Annotated in this window: 13 protein-coding genes; 9 read left to right on the top strand and 4 right to left on the bottom strand. The window is 42.0% G+C overall.

Annotated features, from left to right (window positions below):
* Nucleotides 1–6 precede the first annotated feature (6 nt).
* Nucleotides 7–945, bottom strand: coding sequence for a type II secretion system protein GspC (gene gspC, locus FLL45_RS13725; protein ID WP_142942626.1), 939 nt, complete (start codon nucleotides 943–945; stop codon nucleotides 7–9).
* 425 nt (nucleotides 946–1,370) lie between these two features.
* Here gspC and hslR point away from each other — a divergent pair, with 425 nt between their 5' ends.
* From hslR to FLL45_RS13710, 3 genes are all read left to right on the top strand, one after another.
* Nucleotides 1,371–1,778: a ribosome-associated heat shock protein Hsp15 gene (hslR, locus tag FLL45_RS13720; protein ID WP_142942625.1), complete on the top strand. Its 408-nt coding sequence runs from the start codon at nucleotides 1,371–1,373 to the stop codon at nucleotides 1,776–1,778.
* Between the two features lie 256 nt (nucleotides 1,779–2,034).
* Complete coding sequence (gene fusA, locus FLL45_RS13715) at nucleotides 2,035–4,119, top strand: elongation factor G (protein ID WP_142942624.1); 2,085 nt, start codon at nucleotides 2,035–2,037, stop codon at nucleotides 4,117–4,119.
* Nucleotides 4,120–4,254: 135 nt separating this feature from the next.
* The gene (locus tag FLL45_RS13710) at nucleotides 4,255–5,007 is read left to right on the top strand and encodes a substrate-binding periplasmic protein (protein WP_142942623.1); all 753 of its coding nucleotides are present in this window, start codon (nucleotides 4,255–4,257) and stop codon (nucleotides 5,005–5,007) included.
* 4 nt (nucleotides 5,008–5,011) lie between these two features.
* Here FLL45_RS13710 and FLL45_RS13705 read toward each other — a convergent pair whose 3' ends face one another.
* On the bottom strand, nucleotides 5,012–5,887 hold the full coding sequence (locus FLL45_RS13705; protein WP_142942622.1) for a LysR family transcriptional regulator: 876 nt from the start codon (nucleotides 5,885–5,887) through the stop codon (nucleotides 5,012–5,014).
* Between the two features lie 206 nt (nucleotides 5,888–6,093).
* Here FLL45_RS13705 and FLL45_RS13700 point away from each other — a divergent pair, with 206 nt between their 5' ends.
* Nucleotides 6,094–6,897 (top strand): DUF1338 domain-containing protein, encoded by an 804-nt coding sequence (locus FLL45_RS13700; protein ID WP_142942621.1) that lies wholly within the window; start codon nucleotides 6,094–6,096, stop codon nucleotides 6,895–6,897.
* 119 nt (nucleotides 6,898–7,016) lie between these two features.
* Complete coding sequence (gene hslO, locus FLL45_RS13695; protein WP_142942620.1) at nucleotides 7,017–7,871, top strand: Hsp33 family molecular chaperone HslO; 855 nt, start codon at nucleotides 7,017–7,019, stop codon at nucleotides 7,869–7,871.
* A 169-nt stretch (nucleotides 7,872–8,040) separates the two neighbouring features.
* Here hslO and FLL45_RS13690 read toward each other — a convergent pair whose 3' ends face one another.
* Complete coding sequence (locus tag FLL45_RS13690) at nucleotides 8,041–8,952, bottom strand: universal stress protein (protein WP_185964461.1); 912 nt, start codon at nucleotides 8,950–8,952, stop codon at nucleotides 8,041–8,043.
* Between the two features lie 313 nt (nucleotides 8,953–9,265).
* Between FLL45_RS13690 and FLL45_RS13685 the strand changes: the two genes are divergently transcribed.
* Complete coding sequence (locus tag FLL45_RS13685) at nucleotides 9,266–11,248, top strand: S9 family peptidase (protein WP_142942618.1); 1,983 nt, start codon at nucleotides 9,266–9,268, stop codon at nucleotides 11,246–11,248.
* A gap of 65 nt (nucleotides 11,249–11,313) precedes the next feature.
* On the opposite strand, the gene FLL45_RS13680 is transcribed toward FLL45_RS13685, so the two are convergent.
* The gene (locus FLL45_RS13680) at nucleotides 11,314–11,829 is read right to left on the bottom strand and encodes a hypothetical protein (RefSeq protein WP_142942617.1); all 516 of its coding nucleotides are present in this window, start codon (nucleotides 11,827–11,829) and stop codon (nucleotides 11,314–11,316) included.
* A gap of 277 nt (nucleotides 11,830–12,106) precedes the next feature.
* On the opposite strand from FLL45_RS13680, the gene FLL45_RS13675 reads away from it, so the two are divergent.
* From FLL45_RS13675 to FLL45_RS13665, 3 genes are all read left to right on the top strand, one after another.
* Nucleotides 12,107–14,092 (top strand): alpha/beta hydrolase family protein, encoded by a 1,986-nt coding sequence (locus tag FLL45_RS13675; RefSeq protein ID WP_142942616.1) that lies wholly within the window; start codon nucleotides 12,107–12,109, stop codon nucleotides 14,090–14,092.
* Between the two features lie 210 nt (nucleotides 14,093–14,302).
* Nucleotides 14,303–16,243 carry an alpha/beta hydrolase family protein gene (locus FLL45_RS13670; RefSeq protein ID WP_142942615.1) on the top strand — a complete coding sequence of 647 codons (1,941 nt, stop codon included), beginning with the start codon at nucleotides 14,303–14,305 and terminating at the stop codon, nucleotides 16,241–16,243.
* 203 nt (nucleotides 16,244–16,446) lie between these two features.
* Nucleotides 16,447–18,621, top strand: coding sequence for a TonB-dependent receptor plug domain-containing protein (locus tag FLL45_RS13665; RefSeq protein ID WP_142942614.1), 2,175 nt, complete (start codon nucleotides 16,447–16,449; stop codon nucleotides 18,619–18,621).
* Nucleotides 18,622–18,625: the final 4 nt, after the last annotated feature.

The raw sequence follows: 18,625 nt of genomic DNA, 5'->3' as shown, positions 1-18,625 counted from the left end.
GCACTCTTAACGTCCTTGTTTATCACTTAAATTTAACAACAGACTCAGCTGCTCATTGCCGCGCTGAATATCCACTGATACTTCTTGCAGAGATTGCGCTTCGCTCATCAGTGTCATCGCATCTTGCATATTATCGAGAGTCACACCATTGATTGCTGTGACAACATCATTGTTTCTTAAACCAAGCTCTTGGAACAATCGGCGATCTCTGCCGGGTCGAATCTTAAAACCTCGTAGCTCACCGTCCACCATGTGAGGGCTTCCTGTAATAACGTCTGCAACGCTTTTCGGATCACTCAATAATTTATCGCGATACGAATTGAGCTTCTGGCTTAAACGGGTATTACTTCGCTTGTCGTCGACTCGCTTCTCACCCTTACCTTTCTTACTCGAAGTTCTAATTTGATTGGTCTTAGTCGACGTAGTAATAGCAAGTTCGGGTTTTTCGAGGCTAAGTTGCTCACGCTTTCCATTGGTTTCTAATATGACTTTATCGAAAAAAACCTGACGTAAATAGACGCGCCCACTCACATTGAGTTTGTCATCGATAAAGTAAACCGCTTGCTTGCCGCGGTTATCTTCGATAATGGCATTCGCTTTCGATTTAGTCTGTGCGGCATAAATGCCGCGTAATTTGAGATTAAGTCGAGTCGGGGCGACGTTTTCTTCGACCACAACTTCTTCTTGTGGCGCTTCGACAATGCTGCCGAACAAGTCGCGCTTTAATACGTCATTAATGTCGACGGTTTGGGAATTACCAGCCACTGGGCGGGCATTGACTTGGAAAGGTTGCGGCTCGCTGGGTGCGGTAAAATAGAGAACCCAGATCCAAAAAATCTTGGCGGCAACATAAACCACGATAATCCAGCCAAGCCATTGAACGAATGGAAGCCAGTTACTGTAATTTTTATACCAGTTTATAGATGCTAAGTTCTTGAAATTCATCTTTATTTGAAACTTTCTGTCTCACTCGGTAGGCGAGTGATTCGCTAGTCCTATGCCCTTATAACAATAATAATGTTGGTTTATTTTATAATTTATCACGGTGGTCGCTTCTGACAGACACCAACTTAGCTGTTTGCTTACAGCCTCATTTAACCGAGACTTTAACACCTTTTTGAGCTTGCCAACCGTCCATTTTAGGGCCCAAACCGCTTGAAATCAGATACCTTTTACAAGGCCAGTTTACCTGAACTTATTACCCGAATCTTGAGAACCGGCGATTTTAGTGCTGGTAAATTTCAGTTTTCTGAAATAACCACAACTAATTACACCAATCTGGCGATATCAACGCCACCTTTGTTAAAATGGGGTCAAAGAATAACAAATAAATACCTTAGTTTGTAACTTTTTAAGCCACAGTTGGGAATATGTCACAGGAATCCAAAATTCGATTAGACAAATGGTTGTGGGCCTGTCGTTTTTACAAGACTCGCGCTATCGCGAAAGCCGCGATAGATGGCGGTAAAGTCCATTACGAAGGCCAAAAACCAAAACCCGGTAAGGTGGTTCAACTTGGTGAGACCATCAAGTTGCGCCAAGGTTTCGATGAGAAAACGGTTATTGTCACGGCACTATCGGACAAACGCGGACCAGCAAAGGTTGCCCAAACGCTTTATGAAGAAACCGCTGAAAGTATTCGCAAAAGGGAAGAAACCACCCAAATGCGCAAGCTCGCAGCGCCGACGACTCACAAAAAGCCCGACAAAAAGCAGCGCCGCATGATTCACCGCTTTAAAAATATTCACGACTACGATCCTCAGTCCGAAGGTAGCTAGGTGGCATCAGCGACTAAAGAAAACAGCTAACCCTTTGATTAACAATAGGTTTACCCCCACCTTTTAAGTCTCGACATTCACTTCAAGTGGTTCATCGAAGCACCTTAAAACGCGCTTATTTTCGGGGGAAAATCTTTGTTTAATTTTTATGCAAGATCCAAATAGCCGACAACAAATAACTAGTGTATAATGCGCGCCTTTCGCGAGTAGCGCCAAGAATTTAAGAGTTATTTTTTTAATTAATTAGAGTAGAACAATGGCTGATTTATCTAAATACAGAAATATAGGCATTTTCGCTCACGTAGACGCGGGTAAAACCACTACAACTGAGCGTATTTTGAAGCTTACCGGTAAGATCCACAAAACTGGTGAAGTACATGACGGTGAGTCAACAACTGACTTCATGGAACAGGAAGCAGAGCGTGGTATTACTATCCAGTCAGCTGCTACAACTTGTTTCTGGAAAGACCATCGTATGAACATCATCGATACTCCTGGACACGTTGACTTTACAGTAGAAGTATATCGTTCTCTTAAAGTACTTGACGGTGGTGTTGGTGTTTTCTGTGGTTCTGGTGGTGTTGAGCCTCAATCAGAAACCAACTGGCGTTACGCGAACGAATCAGAAGTTGCTCGTTTAATCTTCGTCAACAAGTTAGACCGTATGGGTGCTGACTTCTACCGCGTTGTTAAACAAGTAAAAGATGTTCTTGGCGCAAACCCATTGGTAATGACTTTACCAATCGGTATTGAAGATGATTTCGTTGGTGTCGTTGATGTCTTAAGCCAGAAAGCTTACGTTTGGGATGACACAGGTCTTCCAGAAAACTACGAAGTCCAAGACATTCCTGCAGACTTAGTCGACAAAGCAGCTGAATACCGTGAAATGTTGATCGAAACTGCGGTTGAGCAAGACGATGACCTGATGGAAAAATACTTAGAAGGTGAAGAGCCTTCTTTAGAAGACATTAAGCGTTGTATCCGTAAAGGAACTAATGAACTAGCGTTCTTCCCAACTTACTGTGGTTCTGCGTTCAAAAATAAAGGTGTTCAATTGGTTCTTGACGCTGTTGTTGACTACTTACCATCACCAACAGAAGTTAAACCACAACCTTTAACTGACGAAGAAGGTGAAGAGACCGGTGAAGTAGCAACAGTTGATGCAAACGAGCCTCTTCGCGCATTGGCGTTCAAAATCATGGACGACCGTTTCGGTGCTTTAACCTTTATCCGTATTTACTCTGGTGTAATGAAGAAAGGTGACACAGTGCTCAACTCTTACACCGGTAAAACAGAGCGTATCGGCCGCATGGTTGAGATGCACGCTGATGAGCGTACTGAGTTAGACAGCGCGCAAGCGGGTGACATCATCGCTGTTGTTGGTATGAAGAACGTACAAACTGGTCACACCCTTTGTGATCCAAACAATCCTTGTACGCTTGAGCCAATGGTATTCCCAGAGCCAGTAATCTCGATTGCTGTTAAGCCTAAAGATAAAGGCGGTTCTGAGAAAATGGGTATCGCTATCGGTAAAATGGTTGCTGAAGATCCTTCATTTGTTGTTGAGTCTGACGAAGAAACTGGTGAAACCATCCTTAAAGGTATGGGTGAGCTTCACTTGGACATCAAAGTTGATATCTTAAAGCGTACTTATGGTGTTGAGCTTGAAGTTGGTAAGCCTCAGGTCGCGTACCGTGAGACTATCACTCAGCCAATCGAAGACAGTTACACTCACAAGAAGCAATCAGGTGGTTCTGGTCAGTTCGGTAAAATCGACTACCGTATCAAGCCTGGTGAGCCAGGAACTGGGTTCAAATTTGAATCAACAGTTGTCGGTGGTAACGTTCCTCGTGAATTCTGGCCTGCAGTTGAAAAAGGTTTCAACAGCATGATGGACGAAGGTGTACTTGCTGGCTTCCCAGTACAAGACGTAGAAATCGAACTATTCGACGGTGGATTCCACGCAGTTGACTCGAGCGCAGTTGCTTTCGAAATCGCTGCTAAAGGTGCTTTCCGTCAATCGATTCCAAAAGCGGGTCCTCAGTTAATTGAGCCAATCATGAAAGTTGACGTGTTCACTCCAGAAGATCACGTTGGTGATGTAATCGGTGACTTGAACCGTCGTCGTGGCATGATCAAGTCTCAAGAAGCAGGTGTGACTGGCGTTCGCATCAAAGCTGACGTACCACTTTCAGAAATGTTCGGTTACATCGGTCACTTACGTACAATGACTTCAGGTCGTGGTCAATTCTCGATGGAATTCTCTCACTACCTACCATGCCCTAACAGCGTGGCAGAAGAAGTTATTGCTGAAGTGAAAGAGCGTAACGAGAAAAAATAAGAATTTAAGTTTTAGGTGCTGAGTTTTGAAGACTCAGTGCTACCAACTAAGTTCTATAATAACCCCGATGGTGAAAGCCTTCGGGGTTATTTTTTTCCTAATAAATAATACTGATCTACACTTAAGGTTATTTTATTGTCGATTCAAGCGATGACTTTTAAGCCTTATTTGCATTGTCTATTACTCGTTTTGATTCATCAGGCTTCTGCGGCGAGCGAACTGAAGTTTGTGACTGAGAATAGAGCGCCTTATCAATATTACACCGAGAATGAACAGTTAACTGGCTATTGCGCAGAGGTAATGGCAAAACTGTTAGCTCAGGCGAAACTCGATACAGAAATCAAAGTAATCCCATGGCCACGAGCCTACAAACTGGCCCTTGAAAAACCCAATTATCTTATTTTCTCAATTTCTCGCTCTGCGCTAAGAGAAAATAAGTTTGTTTGGGGCGGGAAGCTGATGCGGGAAAGAATTTATGCTTGGCGAATGAAAGGGCAAAATAAGCCCCAATCATTGTCTTACGAGGATTTAAAAGGAGCTCGGTTCGCCATTTCTCGCTCCACCAACGCCGCTCAGACAGCCAAAGACGAAGGATTTAGCCACCTGTATTTAGTCGATAATTCGAACCAAAGTCTTAAAATGTTGCAGGCGGGACAAGTGGATTTTATTTTTGCAACTGATGAAGCGCCAAAGAGAGCGGAAAGCCTGGGATTAAGCAGTCAAGATCTCGAAAAGTTTGTAGAGCTCGATGCTTTCAGCAATGATTTGTATTTTGCGTTTAGTAAAGGCACTGATAAGAGACATATCAATCAGATAATGACCGCCTACACTGCGCTCCAATCAACCGGAATCTTAGTTGATTTAAAAAACAAATGGCAGATCGAGTGACAAGTTACTTAATTTCATAAGGCTGCAAATCAAAGTGGTCTATTTTGTTGACTTTGCATACGTTAATGACTGACTCTAACGTTTTGTCCATCTCAGCTTCACGCGACCAGGCTAACCCAATCACTCGATCAAACTGCATACCTTTTATTTTTAGAAGAGGAACTTGCTGTGTGTTATAAAAACTGGGATGGTCCGGGACAACAGCTGCGCCAACTCCCGCCGCGACTAGCTCAACCGCATATTCAACCGTATGAATGCGCGCTCGGATATTCATTTTGATGTCCTTGGGCTCCATCTTCCGCATTAAGGTTCGTGTGACGAGGCTAGGGCTTCTTAATATAAAATTCAAACCATCCAGATCTTCCAAAGAAAGTTCTGACTGATAGCTCAAAGCATGTCCGGGTGGCAATGCCATTAAAAACTCATCACGCCAAAATGGCATAAATACCTCGCCAGGTTTTACCATATTAGACGCGATAATTCTTGCTTCACAGGCTCGCTTATCCGCATCAACAAGGGTCAATTCCAGTCCATCGACCGAATCGATTATTTCTTTGATTAGATGGCTCATTCGCGAAGCCCCAAGCGCCTGCACAACCCCTAAGCGAAATGGTTGAATAGCCGCTTTTTGTTGAAACAGTTGTTTTATCGAACGCGCTTGGCCGGTTAGCTGTTGCGATAACGGATACAATCGGTGGCCCGCTTCCGTTGGCGTGACTCCGCGCGTATGACGGACAAATAAGGATTCTCCGAGAAAGTGCTCTAAGTTTTGAATTGCCGCTGAGATCGATGGCTGAGAAACAAAACAATGCTTAGCCGCCGCGCTAATACTCTCTAACTCATAGGCTGATTCAAAATAACGTAGTTCTCTTAGATCCATTTCAATCTCTATTTTTCGTAATGTCTGGTTACTGTATAACTAAGGTGATGATAGTCTGTTGGCCATCACTATTTCCTATACCAAGTATACACAATCAATATTATTCCTCTAACTATTAAATAGCTATAGTGCGCGCATTATTTAACCAGTCTGTCGGTCAATTCATCGCGGCCGTTAAAGAGATCGCTTTAATAGAGTAGTAAAAAATGAGCAATTCACAGTCAGTAGAACAATTATTTGAGAACATGTGGCAAGACTACTTGGCACTTAATCCAGATGCTTTGAAAATTTTCGAGCTTTTTAGCCAAGAAAATCAGGTAGTTAACGATCACGTCGCATTCAGAACCTTCGGTCTTCCAGGTCTCAGAGTAGAAGATGTTGCCGCTCCGTTACTCGAAGCAGGCTATGTGGAAGTTCAAGAGTACGACTTTGAGAAAAAGAAGCTTCGTGCGAAACACTATGCTCATCCAACTATGCCGTTGGTATTTATCAGCGAGCTTAAAGTCGAGGAGTTTTCACGAGAAGCACAAACTTTAATTAAGCAACTGGTTTCACAAGTCGATTTAAACAAAGTGAAAGAACAAGACTTTATGTATTCCGGTCGACCTTGGACTATCGTCTCAGATGTCTATGAGAGATTGCTTGAAGAGAGTGAGTACGCTGCCTGGGTCGCTGCATTTGGATATCGCCCGAATCACTTCACTGTTTCGATTAACGATTTAGCGCAGTTCGAGACTATTGAACAGGTGAACCAATTTGTTAAAGATAATGGATTCCCACTGAATACCTCAGGTGGCGAAGTTAAAGGTACACCAGAATCGATGCTAGAGCAGTCTTCAACATTGGCCAACCATGTTGAAGTTAAGTTCAGCGATACAACACTCACGATTCCAAGTTGCTTCTATGAATTTGCGCTTCGCTATCCTAAAGCGAATGGCGAATTATTCAAGGGCTTTATTGCTTCCTCAGCAGATAAGATTTTCGAGAGTACTAACAGCAAAGCTGCTTAGTTTTTTATGGCGGATCCCACAACATCCGCCTTTTTTCTCCCTGCCTTTCAAATTTCCTTTTGCCGACTTGCTTGCAAAGGTATAATTGCGCGTCTATTGATTTAAAGCATTGATACCGTATGTCTGATTTACTCCATCGATTTATATTTGATACCCATGGAATTCGCGGCGAAGCCGTCGAGTTAAAAGACACTGTTGAGCGTGTGCTAAAAGGCCATGACTATCCGAATGTCATCGCAAACCTACTCCAACAAGCTGCGGCAGTTAACTTACTGTTGGCTACGACGCTAAAGTTCGAAGGAAAAATTTCTTTGCAGTTGCAAACTAACAGCAAACTAAAAATGCTGGTTGTACAAACAACTCATAAGCTCGGCTACAGGGGGTTGGCAAGGTATGACAAAAGTGCCGATTTTTCTAATGACTCATTTACCGACCTTGTTAGTGGCGGTCATCTCTCAATCACGATCGAACCGCTAAAAGGCAAGCGCTATCAAGGTATCGTGCCATTAGATGGTGAAAACCTCGCAGAATGTATTGAAAATTATTTTAATCAATCTGAACAGCTGAAAACACGTATCTGGTTGTTTAATAACGAATCGCAAGTATTCGGATTATTTCTCCAAGCGCTTCCTGATATGCTGAGTGAAGACTCGTTTGATCACTTGGTTTATTTAGCATCAACGTTAAAGGAAGAAGAATGTTTATCCGTTTCTAGCGATATTATTTTGCACCGTTTATTCCATCAAGAAAGTATTCGCGGAATGACCACTGATCAGGTTAAATTTACTTGTGGATGTAGCGAGAAAAAAATGCTCGACTCCCTCAGTCTGCTACCTGAAGAAGAAATTACTGAGATTATCGAAAGCAAAGGCGAGGTTGCCGTAAAATGCGAATTTTGCCTTAATCAATTTAGCTTTTCGGAAGTTGACATCAAAACTCATCATGGTGTCAAAGGAAATCAAACTCGCCACTAATGTGGCGAGCAAACTACGATAGACTTACCTTCTCTTATTTTCCTTTTACTTCTCCTGGCAACTTTAGGTAGCCGCACTCTGGCGCTATTTGTTGTAGTTCTGCTAAGAAAATGACTCGCTAGAGAGTGAGCTTATCGCTTAGTCATGATGTTAGTTACAATTCATCAAGCTACTTTAAAACAAGAACCTCACAATTGATGTCATCAAGAATTTTTTCTACGGTGTTGCCAATCACCATCCCTGCAAAGCCCCTGCGTCTGACACACCCCATAATCAACAAATCCGAAAAAGTTGATTTAATAATTTCCGGAATCGTCTCATCAGGCTCTAATCCCTCGGCAATAATAATATTATCAAGCAACGACGGATAATCTTTTACAAACGCTTCGACTTGTTTTCTGTGAATATTTTTTATCGCTAAAAACTGATCTTCTTTATCAAAGAGATACTTAAATTTGTCCAAATCAATTTTAGCCCAAGGAAATACATTTAAAATGTGGCCATCACTTTGGCAAGATTCGGCGATTGCCGCCGTGGCATTGACGATGTCATGATTTAATCGTTGGTGTGCTTCGTCATCTTCAATATTAATTGCACCTAAAATATTGGTTGATGAAGGCCAAGCGCCTTTTTTGACAAACAGAATATTCGTTTCGCAATCTCTTAATAAGTGCCAATCGGTGGGTGTAAAAAACACCTTCTCGAGTGTGCCGTGTTGATGCGCTGTTTTTACGACCAAATCAAAATTATTCGCACTTACATATTGAAGCAGTCCCTCGGAGAAACTTTTACTCCATAGAACCTCAAAGTGAATGTCGGCATCGACCTGAAAACCTGCCTCAATGAGCGGATTAACCATATCTCTCAATTCATTCTCATAATGTGCGGTGGCTTCATGCCGTATTCGCTCAAGATCGATCCCACTGCCGTTAGGCACTAAATCAACGATATGTTGATAAACACAGGTAATCACCGTCAATTGAGAGCCAAAGCGTTTTGCAAGTTCGAGCGCCCTGGGTAATGCATGATGTTTTTCTTGCCGAAAATCAACAACAACTAAAACGTTTTGAGATTTATACATATCGCCTCCTCGTTTCTGCATTAGGTTCTGCATTAGGTTCTGCAAAAGGCTCTCTGCGTTACCTGAAATACAACTAGCATTGTTGTTTTAGGCAAGTGGATACTATCGACGCGACTTCAGACAATTGGTTCACCCTTAAATATTAATCTTACAGACACTCACAAAAGATTCCCTGATCCACGTCATAGGCGGTTGTATCGTAAAACACTGTCTATCAATGCACGGAAAAGGTTATTTACACTCAAGGATTAGAGCTGCAACTAACGAGGTGATACTATTAATTTCACTTAAATGCGACCAAAAGGGCTCAACAATGAAAAGAAGCGCACTTGCATCGAAAATCTCACTGTTAACAACATCCGCACTTATCTCTCTCTCCCTAAGTGCCGTCGAAACCAGAACGTTAAATAATGGAAACTTAGTCCTCGAGGACATTCCGCAAATTCCTGCATCGATAGGTCAAGATCTCAATCGGTACCAAAATGTTCGATCGGCTGGTTTTGATGGCTGGACTCAGAACGGCGAAAGTATCATTATCACCACCCGATTTGGCGATGTCGCGCAACTTCATCGGGTCGATAAAGCGGGTGGCGCGCGTCATCAGCTCACATTCTTTGACGAGCCCATTGGACAAGTTTCAATGCAACCGAATAATAATGCTCTGGCGTTTACCATGGATGCGGGTGGTAGCGAGTATGCCCAGATCTTCACCATGGATTTAAAAACCGGTGATTATAAAATGATCTCCGATGGCGAGTCGCGCAATGGTGCATTATTGTGGAACCGCGATGGTACCCAACTCGCTTATCAAAGCACTCGACGTAATGGCCGTTCAAATGATGTTTGGCTTGCAAGTTTTGATGAGAACAACAATCCTGAACACGAGATTGCGGTCGAGTCACCTGATGGTACTTGGTGGGGACCGAGAGCATTTAACAAGCAAGCAGATAAACTGTTAATTCAGCAATATATCTCCTCAACCAGTTCCTTAGTTCACCTCAAAGATTTAAAGACCGGCAAACTAACCGTGGTCGCTGGTGATAAAGAAAAGCAATCGAGAAATTTCGGCCTCGATTTTGACGCCAAAGGCGAAGGCGTTTTCATTACAACTGATCGCTATAGCCAATTTACTCAACTGGTTTATCGAAATATTAAAACCGGCAAAGAAACAATCGTTACCAAAGATATTAATTGGGATGTGCAAGGCACAACATTTAACAAAGACAAATCCCGAGCAGCGTTTGTGACCAATGAAAATGGTTTAAGTCGATTATATCTGTTAAATACTAAAACCCTTGAATACAAGCCCGTGAAAAGCTTGCCGATTGGTGTGGTTGGTGGCATGGAGTTTAATGCCGATAACAGTAAGCTTGCGATGTCAATTAACACACCGAAAACACCGACAGACACCTTCGTACTGAACCTTAAAAAGGATCCTACTCAAGCCGGAAAGCTTGAACGTTGGACCTACAGTGAAGTCGGTGGACTAAATTCCGAGTCGTTCATAGAACCTGAGTTAGTTCGTTATCCAACGTTCGACAAGAAGGATGGGGTTACCCGTGAAATTCCCGCATTTGTTTATAAACCGGAAGGAAAAGGTCCGTTTCCAGTCATTATATCAATTCACGGAGGCCCTGAAGCTCAGTATCGTCCTTACTTTAGTAGCACTTTTCAGATGTGGCTGGCTAAATTAGGCGTTGCCGTAATTGCACCAAACGTTAGGGGGTCTAGCGGCTATGGTAAAGAATATGTGGCACTGGATAATGGCTTTAAGCGAGAAGATTCGGTGAAAGATATTGGTGCCCTTTTGGATTGGATTGAGACCCAACCCGATTTAGATAAAGAGCGCGTCGCGGTATTTGGCGGAAGTTATGGCGGCTACATGGTTTTAGCAAGTGCGGTTCATTACAGTGATCGCCTAAAAGCGGCAGTCGATATCGTCGGTATTTCTAATTTTGTTACCTTCTTGGAAAACACAAAAAGTTACCGCAGAGATTTACGAAGAGTTGAGTACGGCGATGAAAGAGATCCTAAAATGCGGGCTCATTTAGAAAAAATCTCACCAAATAACAACGTGGAAAAAATTAAAGTACCGATGTTTGTTGTCCAAGGTGAAAATGACCCACGAGTGCCAGTAACCGAAGCGATTCAGATCGTTAAAGCATTGAGAGAGGAAAATATTCCCGTTTGGTATATGAATGCCTTAAATGAGGGACACGGTTATCGTAAAAAAGAAAATCGCGATATTTACCAGCAAGCCGTAGTATTGTTTATGCAAGAGCATTTACTCAAGTAACTCTAGCAAAACATTGATTGTAAAGGGGCCAGTTGGCCCCTTTTTTTAGGTAGATTTTTCATCGATTATCTTTTGTTGATTCGGCGAGCTTTACCCGGTTGCTTTGCAACTCGAACGTCGACCCATATATCAAAAAAGGAATCAGGCATGCGGTTGTTTTTTGTTCTCGGCTTGGGATGTTTTTTCCTGAATTCTTTAATAATCTGACTCTGCATTGTTGATAATCGCTTTTTCAACTCAGTCGCCAATCCGCCACTATGCCCATTGATATTATTAGAGCGAGACGAATTGTAGTACTGAGCTCGTGAGCTGCCTTTGGGTGAAATCTTAACGGTTAAGGTCATCCGCATATCAGGCGCAGCGCCTTTAATTCTCGAGCTTTGGTTAGCTAATTCTTTTTTAATGCCCGTAGCAATCTCGCGTTGGATGTCCTTGAGTATCTTCGCCAGCACTAACTCTACGCTTTCACGAGCGGAGGTGGTATTGGAGCGAGACGAGTTATAGTCTTGAGCCGCCCAAGCGGTATGAGAAACGATGCTTAATGTGAAGAAAAGAAGCCAGTTTTTAATTCGTGCTTTCATCAATAAACCCTCTAATTGTTCAGTAATCACCTTTTAAGTCGAGATAATCTCGATAACGGTTCAAAACTTATGTTGCTCAAAAATCGACCACCTATCATACAAACCTTATGCAAAGCGTCTGCAGATATAGTAAGCTGCTCAAAAATTAGTCAGATTGCTTGTTTTGGCTGATTATTGATAGTTATTGGCGGATTTTTAATACACTCTAAAATAAATTAGTCGGTATAATCGCTGCTAATGGAATGAAGCCAATTATAAAAACACTTGGGGAAATACAATGCGCATAAAAATTCATCATATCGTGCTGTTTTTGTTGCTTGTCATAAGCTTACAAACAAACGCAAACAACTTATCCATGACCTTGGATGATTTTATTCGACTTCCAACTCAGACCAATTTCCAAATATCACCTGATGGTGAAAAAATGTCGGTGATTGTTAAAAAAGACGGAGAAGATCTACTTGTTATTCTCGATGCTAAAACTCGCCAACCGCAAAAAGCGTTCAACGTTCCTGGCTCTGGAAAAGGCATCGGACGTGTTTATTGGGTTAATGATACGAGACTTGTTTATACCGTAACTGTTAGATATGCATGGGACAAAACACTGAGAGACACTGGTGATCTTGTTGGTGTAAATATCGATGGTTCGAAGCATCGATATATCTTTGGACAAAGCGCCGGCGAAATGCAAACGGGGTCGCGTATTAAGAAGAACAAAGCCGCTTACGGAAACCATGAAATCATCGATATGCTCGAAGATGATGATGAACATATTCTAATCGCCTTTTACCCTTGGCGAATAGCAGGCAACTTTTGGGTAACCAACAAAGATGCCAAGCCTAAGATATTAAAATTAAACGTGTATGATGGCTCTCGTCGACAGGTCGGCGGTTTGCCTATGCCGTTAGCCTCAGCGCTCACCGATAACAACAGTATCACCCGCTTTTCGGTGGCAGTAGATAAATCTAACAATTTAGTCCTCTCTTATAAAGCGGATAAAGATGCCGACTGGGAAAACTTTTCGTTAGACAACTTTGAGGGCAAAAATGTTATTCCGATTAGTTTTACCGAGGATAACCAAAGCGTCTATCTGTCGGCGAATGTTGGTGAAGGCACAAGAGCTTTGTACCTAATGAACTTAAACACCAAGGCGATAGAGAAAATCTTCCACGACGAAAAAGTCAATATTTCAGAATACATTAGAGACTTTTCTGGGAAGAGAATTGTGGCGGTGGGTACCAATTGGGACAAACCACAATACCATTACTTAGATAAAAAAGATAAGAAAGCTAAGCTACATAAAATGCTTGTGAGCTCGTTTGAAGGTTACGATATTACCATCACCAGTTCCACAGAGGATGAATCAAAAGTCATCGTTCATGTGTATTCTGATACGAACCCTGGAGATTATTACTTATTCGATACTCAAAAGTTGAGCGCTGATTATTTGGTCACTACTCGGCCAACGATTAAACTCGAATTGATGAAGCCAATGAATGCAGTTGAAATCAAAACTCGAGACGGTGTTGCTCTGAACAGTTTCTTAACTTTACCTACAAAAGACGCTAAAAATTTGCCGCTTGTTGTACTTCCTCATGGTGGGCCTCACGGAGTCAGAGATTATTGGGGATTCGATTGGGAAGTTCAGCTGTTAGCTAATCGAGGTTACGCAGTTCTTCAAGTCAACTATCGTGGTAGCGGCGGTTTTGGTACTCAGTTTGAGGAAGCAGGACATGGTAAGTGGGGAACTCTGATGCAAGATGACCTAACCGATGCTACGAAATATATGATTGAGCAAGGTATTGCCGACCCTAAAAGAATTTGTATTTATGGTGCGAGCTACGGCGGTTATGCGGCGCTAATGGGAACGGTTCGCGAACCTGATTTGTACAAGTGTGCAATCGGTTCTGTCGGTGTTTATGATTTACCGATTATGTTTGAGGAAGGTGACATCGCGGAGAGTGACAGTGGCCAAGCATATCTTAAAGAAGTACTAGGTAATGATATTGAAGACCAAAAACGCCGTTCTCCCGTTCATAATGTTGATAAGATTAAAGCTGAAATACTGCTCATTCATGGAGAAGAAGATGAAAGAGCCCCTATCGAACATGCAGAAAACCTGATGGAAGCTTTTGATAAAATCGACAAATCTTATGAATGGTTAGAGCTAGGCAATGAAGGGCATGGCTACTATGATGAAGATAACCGTCGTAAGGTTTACACCAAAATTTTGAACTTTTTAGAAAAAAATATTGGTAGCTAAACACTTAATACTCAGAATCTTAGAGGGCTACGTGCCCTCTTTTTTTTGAGTGAGAAGATTCACCAGTCTTGCGCTGTTAAATGTGACGATTCCGCTAAAAAATCGATAGTTTGTAAAATAGTTACTTTCACAAAGCCCCTTTGGCGCAGTATATTTCTTTATTATTCTAACAACGTTCGACTATCCATTCTTAAACCTAAGGATAAGGTTATGATAAAAAAAATAATTTCTTTTTTTATATTATGTACGACAACTTTCACTATCGCAGCAAAACCTCTACCTCTCTCATATTTTGCTAAAGATGCTCAGTTTAGAAATATAAAATTATCACCCGACGGAAAGCATTTCGCGGCCACTTTTCCGCGTAAAGACAGTACTGCTCTTGCAATCATCAATCGCGAAACAATGAAGCCCGTCAGGGATTTTGATTTTGGCCAAGGTGAACACATAGAACAATTCTATTGGCTCAATAATGAACGTGTCATCTTTACACGAAGTATTGATAGTCAGCGGTTCGCCGCGGGTCGTTCCATGGGAGACATTTATGGCATCAATATCGATGGTTCTAGAAGAGGCGCAATATTTGGTTATGACGCCAATAAATCAGGAAAGATCAGTAATCGCAAAGGTAATGATTTAGCATCCGCTCGGATCATGCATTTGCTCCCCGATGATCCAAAACACATTTTGATTATGTCCTACAGTTTTTTTCGTCGGGACATGGATTCACCCACTAAAATTATCAAATTGAACGCGTACACCGGTCGTAAAAAAACAGTTGCAACAACACCGTTTGGAAACATGAGAGTGGTTGTTAACGCCCAAGGAGAACCGGTTATCTCAAGCGGTGTGGATATCGAAGGCAAGGACAGAATGTTTTGGTTTAACGATGGCGAGTGGAACGAAATAGCCGAGGATGAAAAACTCAGCAGTTTTGAGCCATTGTTTGTCGATCAGAAAAGTGAAAACCTTTATCTATCAACTCATCCTAACAATGGAACGCAGGCTTTATACCAATACAATATGCAAACCAAAAAAATCAGTAAGGTCTTTCAAAACGAAAAAACAGATATCCATAACTTGGTTACCAAACCTGGAGAGGGATCCGTAGTCGGTGTAGGTATTATGCCCGGCAATGTTGAGTATCACTACTTAGACAAAGAAGATGAGTTCGCACAACTCCATAAAAGTCTATTCGAAGCTTTCGAAGGACATGATATTAGAATCACCTCAAGAACCGAGGATATGAGCGAGATCATCGTAATGGTCATGAGTGATAGAAATCCAGGTGATTTCTACTTGTATAACCCCAAGAAAAAATCTGCTGAATACTTACTCAGTCAGAAAAGCTGGCTAGAACCGCAAACGATGGTCGAGAAAAAACCAATTGCATTTAAAGCAAGAGATGGCAAAGAAATCTATGGTTACTTAACTTTACCCAATAACGCCCACGCTGATACGCCGATGGTAACCTATGTACACGGCGGTCCATATGGTGTTCGTGACGGTTGGCACTTTAATTTTGACACCACGCCACAGATGCTTGCTAACAATGGCTTTGCGGTTCTCCAAGTCAACTATCGCGGCTCTGGTGGCTACGGTAAAGAATATGAGGAAGTTGCTTATAAAAAACGAAGTACTTTGATTCAGCATGACATCATCGACGGGACTAAATGGGCAATGTCACTTGATAACATTAGCGATGACAAAGCCTGTATTATGGGGTGGAGTTTCGGGGGCTACTCAGCCGTTATGTCACCGACCATTGAGCCGGACTTATTTAAATGTAGCATCGCTGCTGCTGGCGTATATGACGCGCTCGAGCAAGAAAAAGATGCTGACTACGCAGATGTTCGCTCAGTCTCAAAAGAAGCTGAAAAAGTTTATGGGTCTGATGAACGACTGCTAAAAGATGAGTCGCCAATTACCTATATCAACAACCTTAAAATCCCTGTATTTATTGTTCACGGGGGCAAAGATCGCAGAGTGACGCCAGAGCAAGCACATATTTTGAGAGCGGCTCTCGAAGAGAGAAATATGCCTTTTGAGTGGATGTTCAAAGATAATGAAGGTCACGGGTTCGCTGATGAAAAGAATCTCGAGGAGTTTTATGCGCGATCACTTGAGTTCCTTAATAAAAACCTAAGATAAATCCAGATTGGGCGATATTAATCTTCGCCATTAACAAAAGGGCGCTACTCAGCGCCCTTTTCTCTGACAAGCTTTCTCTGCCGCACAATAAATATAACTCGTTAAAATTCAGAGAGTTACTAGCATATTTCCCTAAAATTTAACGTAGCGAACTCGCATTTTCTCAGCTAGACTTAGCTAGATACTAATAAATATCCGATTTTATGCGTCCATTAGCTGTTATCTCTACCGCATTTTTAACGCTTTCTACCAGCTTCCATGCTTCTGGTTCGGAAGAGGATATCTTTAACTTGTCACTTAACGACCTGATGAAGGTCAAAGTTTCCTCGGCTAGCCTTTCACAAGAACAAGTCGTCAATGCTCCCGCAACCCTGCGAGTCATCTCACGCCAAGAAATTCAAGAGCGCGGCTACCAAACATTGACTGACGCATTACAAGACTCAATCAGCTTTGATCATGCATGGGCTTCCGAATCACCTGACTTCAATCGTATCGGCGTACGTGGCGTATTCGGAAACAATAAACTCATCATTCTGCAAGATGGATTTAGAATAACACCGGCCACTGGCGATGTAATCGCGCTTGCGGAAAACTTCCCATTGTATCTCGTCCAGCAGATTGAAATTCTTTTTGGACCGGCATCAGCCCTATATGGGGCTGACGCTATGACCGCTGTGATAAATCTAATTACAACCAGTGATACTGAACCCCAGTCAGAATTTTCCGTTGTCGGCGGAGAAACTGACTATGGTCGTGCCCATATCCTGGCCAATTGGAAAAACGAACGTTTTAAATTACGCTTGGGTGCTCATAAGCACCAACAAAGTTTAAACGACATCGTATCAGCTAACCCTGAGAGCTTTCCGTTAACCGATTTAATTAATTTTAATGGTGATGTTATTGTTCCAGCGCAACAGCGAGCAGCACCAAATTTACAAAACAGAAGTCACAGCTTAGATATTATGCTAAACCTTGGCGAAGCATGGACTGTGGGTTATACCGAGCGCGCATTTCAGTACTCAACAGCATTAGCACTACCTCAATTTGTTGACTATGGACAAGAGCCGCTTTGGGAATCAACTTTGGCAACAAGCTACCTGAAGTTTACTCGTCAACTCAGCGATACTTGGTCGACGGAAATTCAAATCACTGATAACCTTTACGAACTTTCTCCGCAAACAAGCTTCGCTAATATTTTTGTTGGGTTTGAAAAAAGTTATAAGTATGCAAAAGGTACTAAACAAGATTGGCGACAAATATTTAAGGCATCGCTTGGCGAAAATAACATTCTAACTTTTGGGTACTCATATGAGGATTTAGAGTCAATCCCGTTAACAGCAGATCTACCAACTCCTTATCAAACCGGTTTACCACCTTCTGCACAGCAGCTGTTTTTCCCAAATACCAACAATGAAATTGCTATACCAATTTTTCATATTAATTGGCATAACACCAGTTTGTTTTCTCAATTGCAAAGTGAGATCAACGAGCAGTTAACAACTACATTAGGGGTAAGGTACGAAGACTCTTCAACTTATGGGAGCACTTTAATTCCCAGAATTGGTTTGGTTTATCGGCAGTCCGAAAAAACATCGTTGAAGTTGTCTTATGGAGAAGCTTTTCTCGCACCATCGCCACAGAATCGGTTTCGCTTTTTCGGCTCTTTTGAATTTCAGAGAAATGACGATTTATATCAAAGCTTTTTCTTTCAAATACCAAACCCAAATCTTAAACCTGAAAAAATGAAAACTTTAGAGATCGGTTGGACACATCTATTGTCTGACTCTTTATTGTTTCAATCGGACCTATTTTTTAATCGCTTAGATGATATTATTCAACCTGCGATAACTGACACCGCGATCGACGACTTTATATCAGGTGGCACTATTGCGACCACACAAATCAATGAAAACCTTGGCAAACTCGAATCTTTTGGAATTGATTTTACGTTAAATTACCAAACAGAATTGAGTTCTGGCTCTCAACTAAAAAGTTGGATTAATTTTAGTTACGTTGATGGCGATCGTCAGGCAAACGAACAAGAAACTGAGTTGCCTTTTACCTCCAACGAAAAACTCAGACTCGGATTAACTTGGCGTAAAAACGATTGGGTTGTATCGCCAGTTATTCGTTGGCAAGGACGGTCGACACTTTCTGAGCTCGGTGATGGATTGGACAAGTCAGCAAGTGCTTTTACTGTCGCCGATTTATACCTAGAAAGAATAAATCTTTTTAATAACTTTCATGTTTCCCTAAAAATTAACAATTTATTCGACGAGAAATACGGTGTGCCAGGAGAAGGAAGTTCAACTGTGTTTACCGAAGTTCCACAACTCCCTCGATGGCTTCAACTGGGATTTCGATATCAAATCGATTAAGACT

The sequence above is a fragment of the Aliikangiella marina genome (assembly GCF_007004765.1).
GTDB classification, from domain to species: Bacteria; Pseudomonadota; Gammaproteobacteria; order Enterobacterales; family Kangiellaceae; genus Aliikangiella; species Aliikangiella marina.
This window is presented reverse-complemented; position numbering and strand designations above follow the sequence as displayed.

Bases quoted from the DNA above. Each gene is read 5' to 3' on its own strand.
- gspC (WP_142942626.1), bottom strand. From the start codon at position 945: ATGAATTTCAAGAACTTAGCATCTATAAACTGGTATAAAAATTACAGT.
- hslR (WP_142942625.1), top strand. From the start codon at position 1,371: ATGTCACAGGAATCCAAAATTCGATTAGACAAATGGTTGTGGGCCTGT.
- fusA (WP_142942624.1), top strand. From the start codon at position 2,035: ATGGCTGATTTATCTAAATACAGAAATATAGGCATTTTCGCTCACGTA.
- FLL45_RS13705 (WP_142942622.1), bottom strand. From the start codon at position 5,887: ATGGATCTAAGAGAACTACGTTATTTTGAATCAGCCTATGAGTTAGAG.
- FLL45_RS13700 (WP_142942621.1), top strand. From the start codon at position 6,094: ATGAGCAATTCACAGTCAGTAGAACAATTATTTGAGAACATGTGGCAA.
- hslO (WP_142942620.1), top strand. From the start codon at position 7,017: ATGTCTGATTTACTCCATCGATTTATATTTGATACCCATGGAATTCGC.
- FLL45_RS13690 (WP_185964461.1), bottom strand. From the start codon at position 8,952: ATGTATAAATCTCAAAACGTTTTAGTTGTTGTTGATTTTCGGCAAGAA.
- FLL45_RS13685 (WP_142942618.1), top strand. From the start codon at position 9,266: ATGAAAAGAAGCGCACTTGCATCGAAAATCTCACTGTTAACAACATCC.
- FLL45_RS13680 (WP_142942617.1), bottom strand. From the start codon at position 11,829: ATGAAAGCACGAATTAAAAACTGGCTTCTTTTCTTCACATTAAGCATC.
- FLL45_RS13675 (WP_142942616.1), top strand. From the start codon at position 12,107: ATGCGCATAAAAATTCATCATATCGTGCTGTTTTTGTTGCTTGTCATA.
- FLL45_RS13670 (WP_142942615.1), top strand. From the start codon at position 14,303: ATGATAAAAAAAATAATTTCTTTTTTTATATTATGTACGACAACTTTC.
- FLL45_RS13665 (WP_142942614.1), top strand. From the start codon at position 16,447: ATGCGTCCATTAGCTGTTATCTCTACCGCATTTTTAACGCTTTCTACC.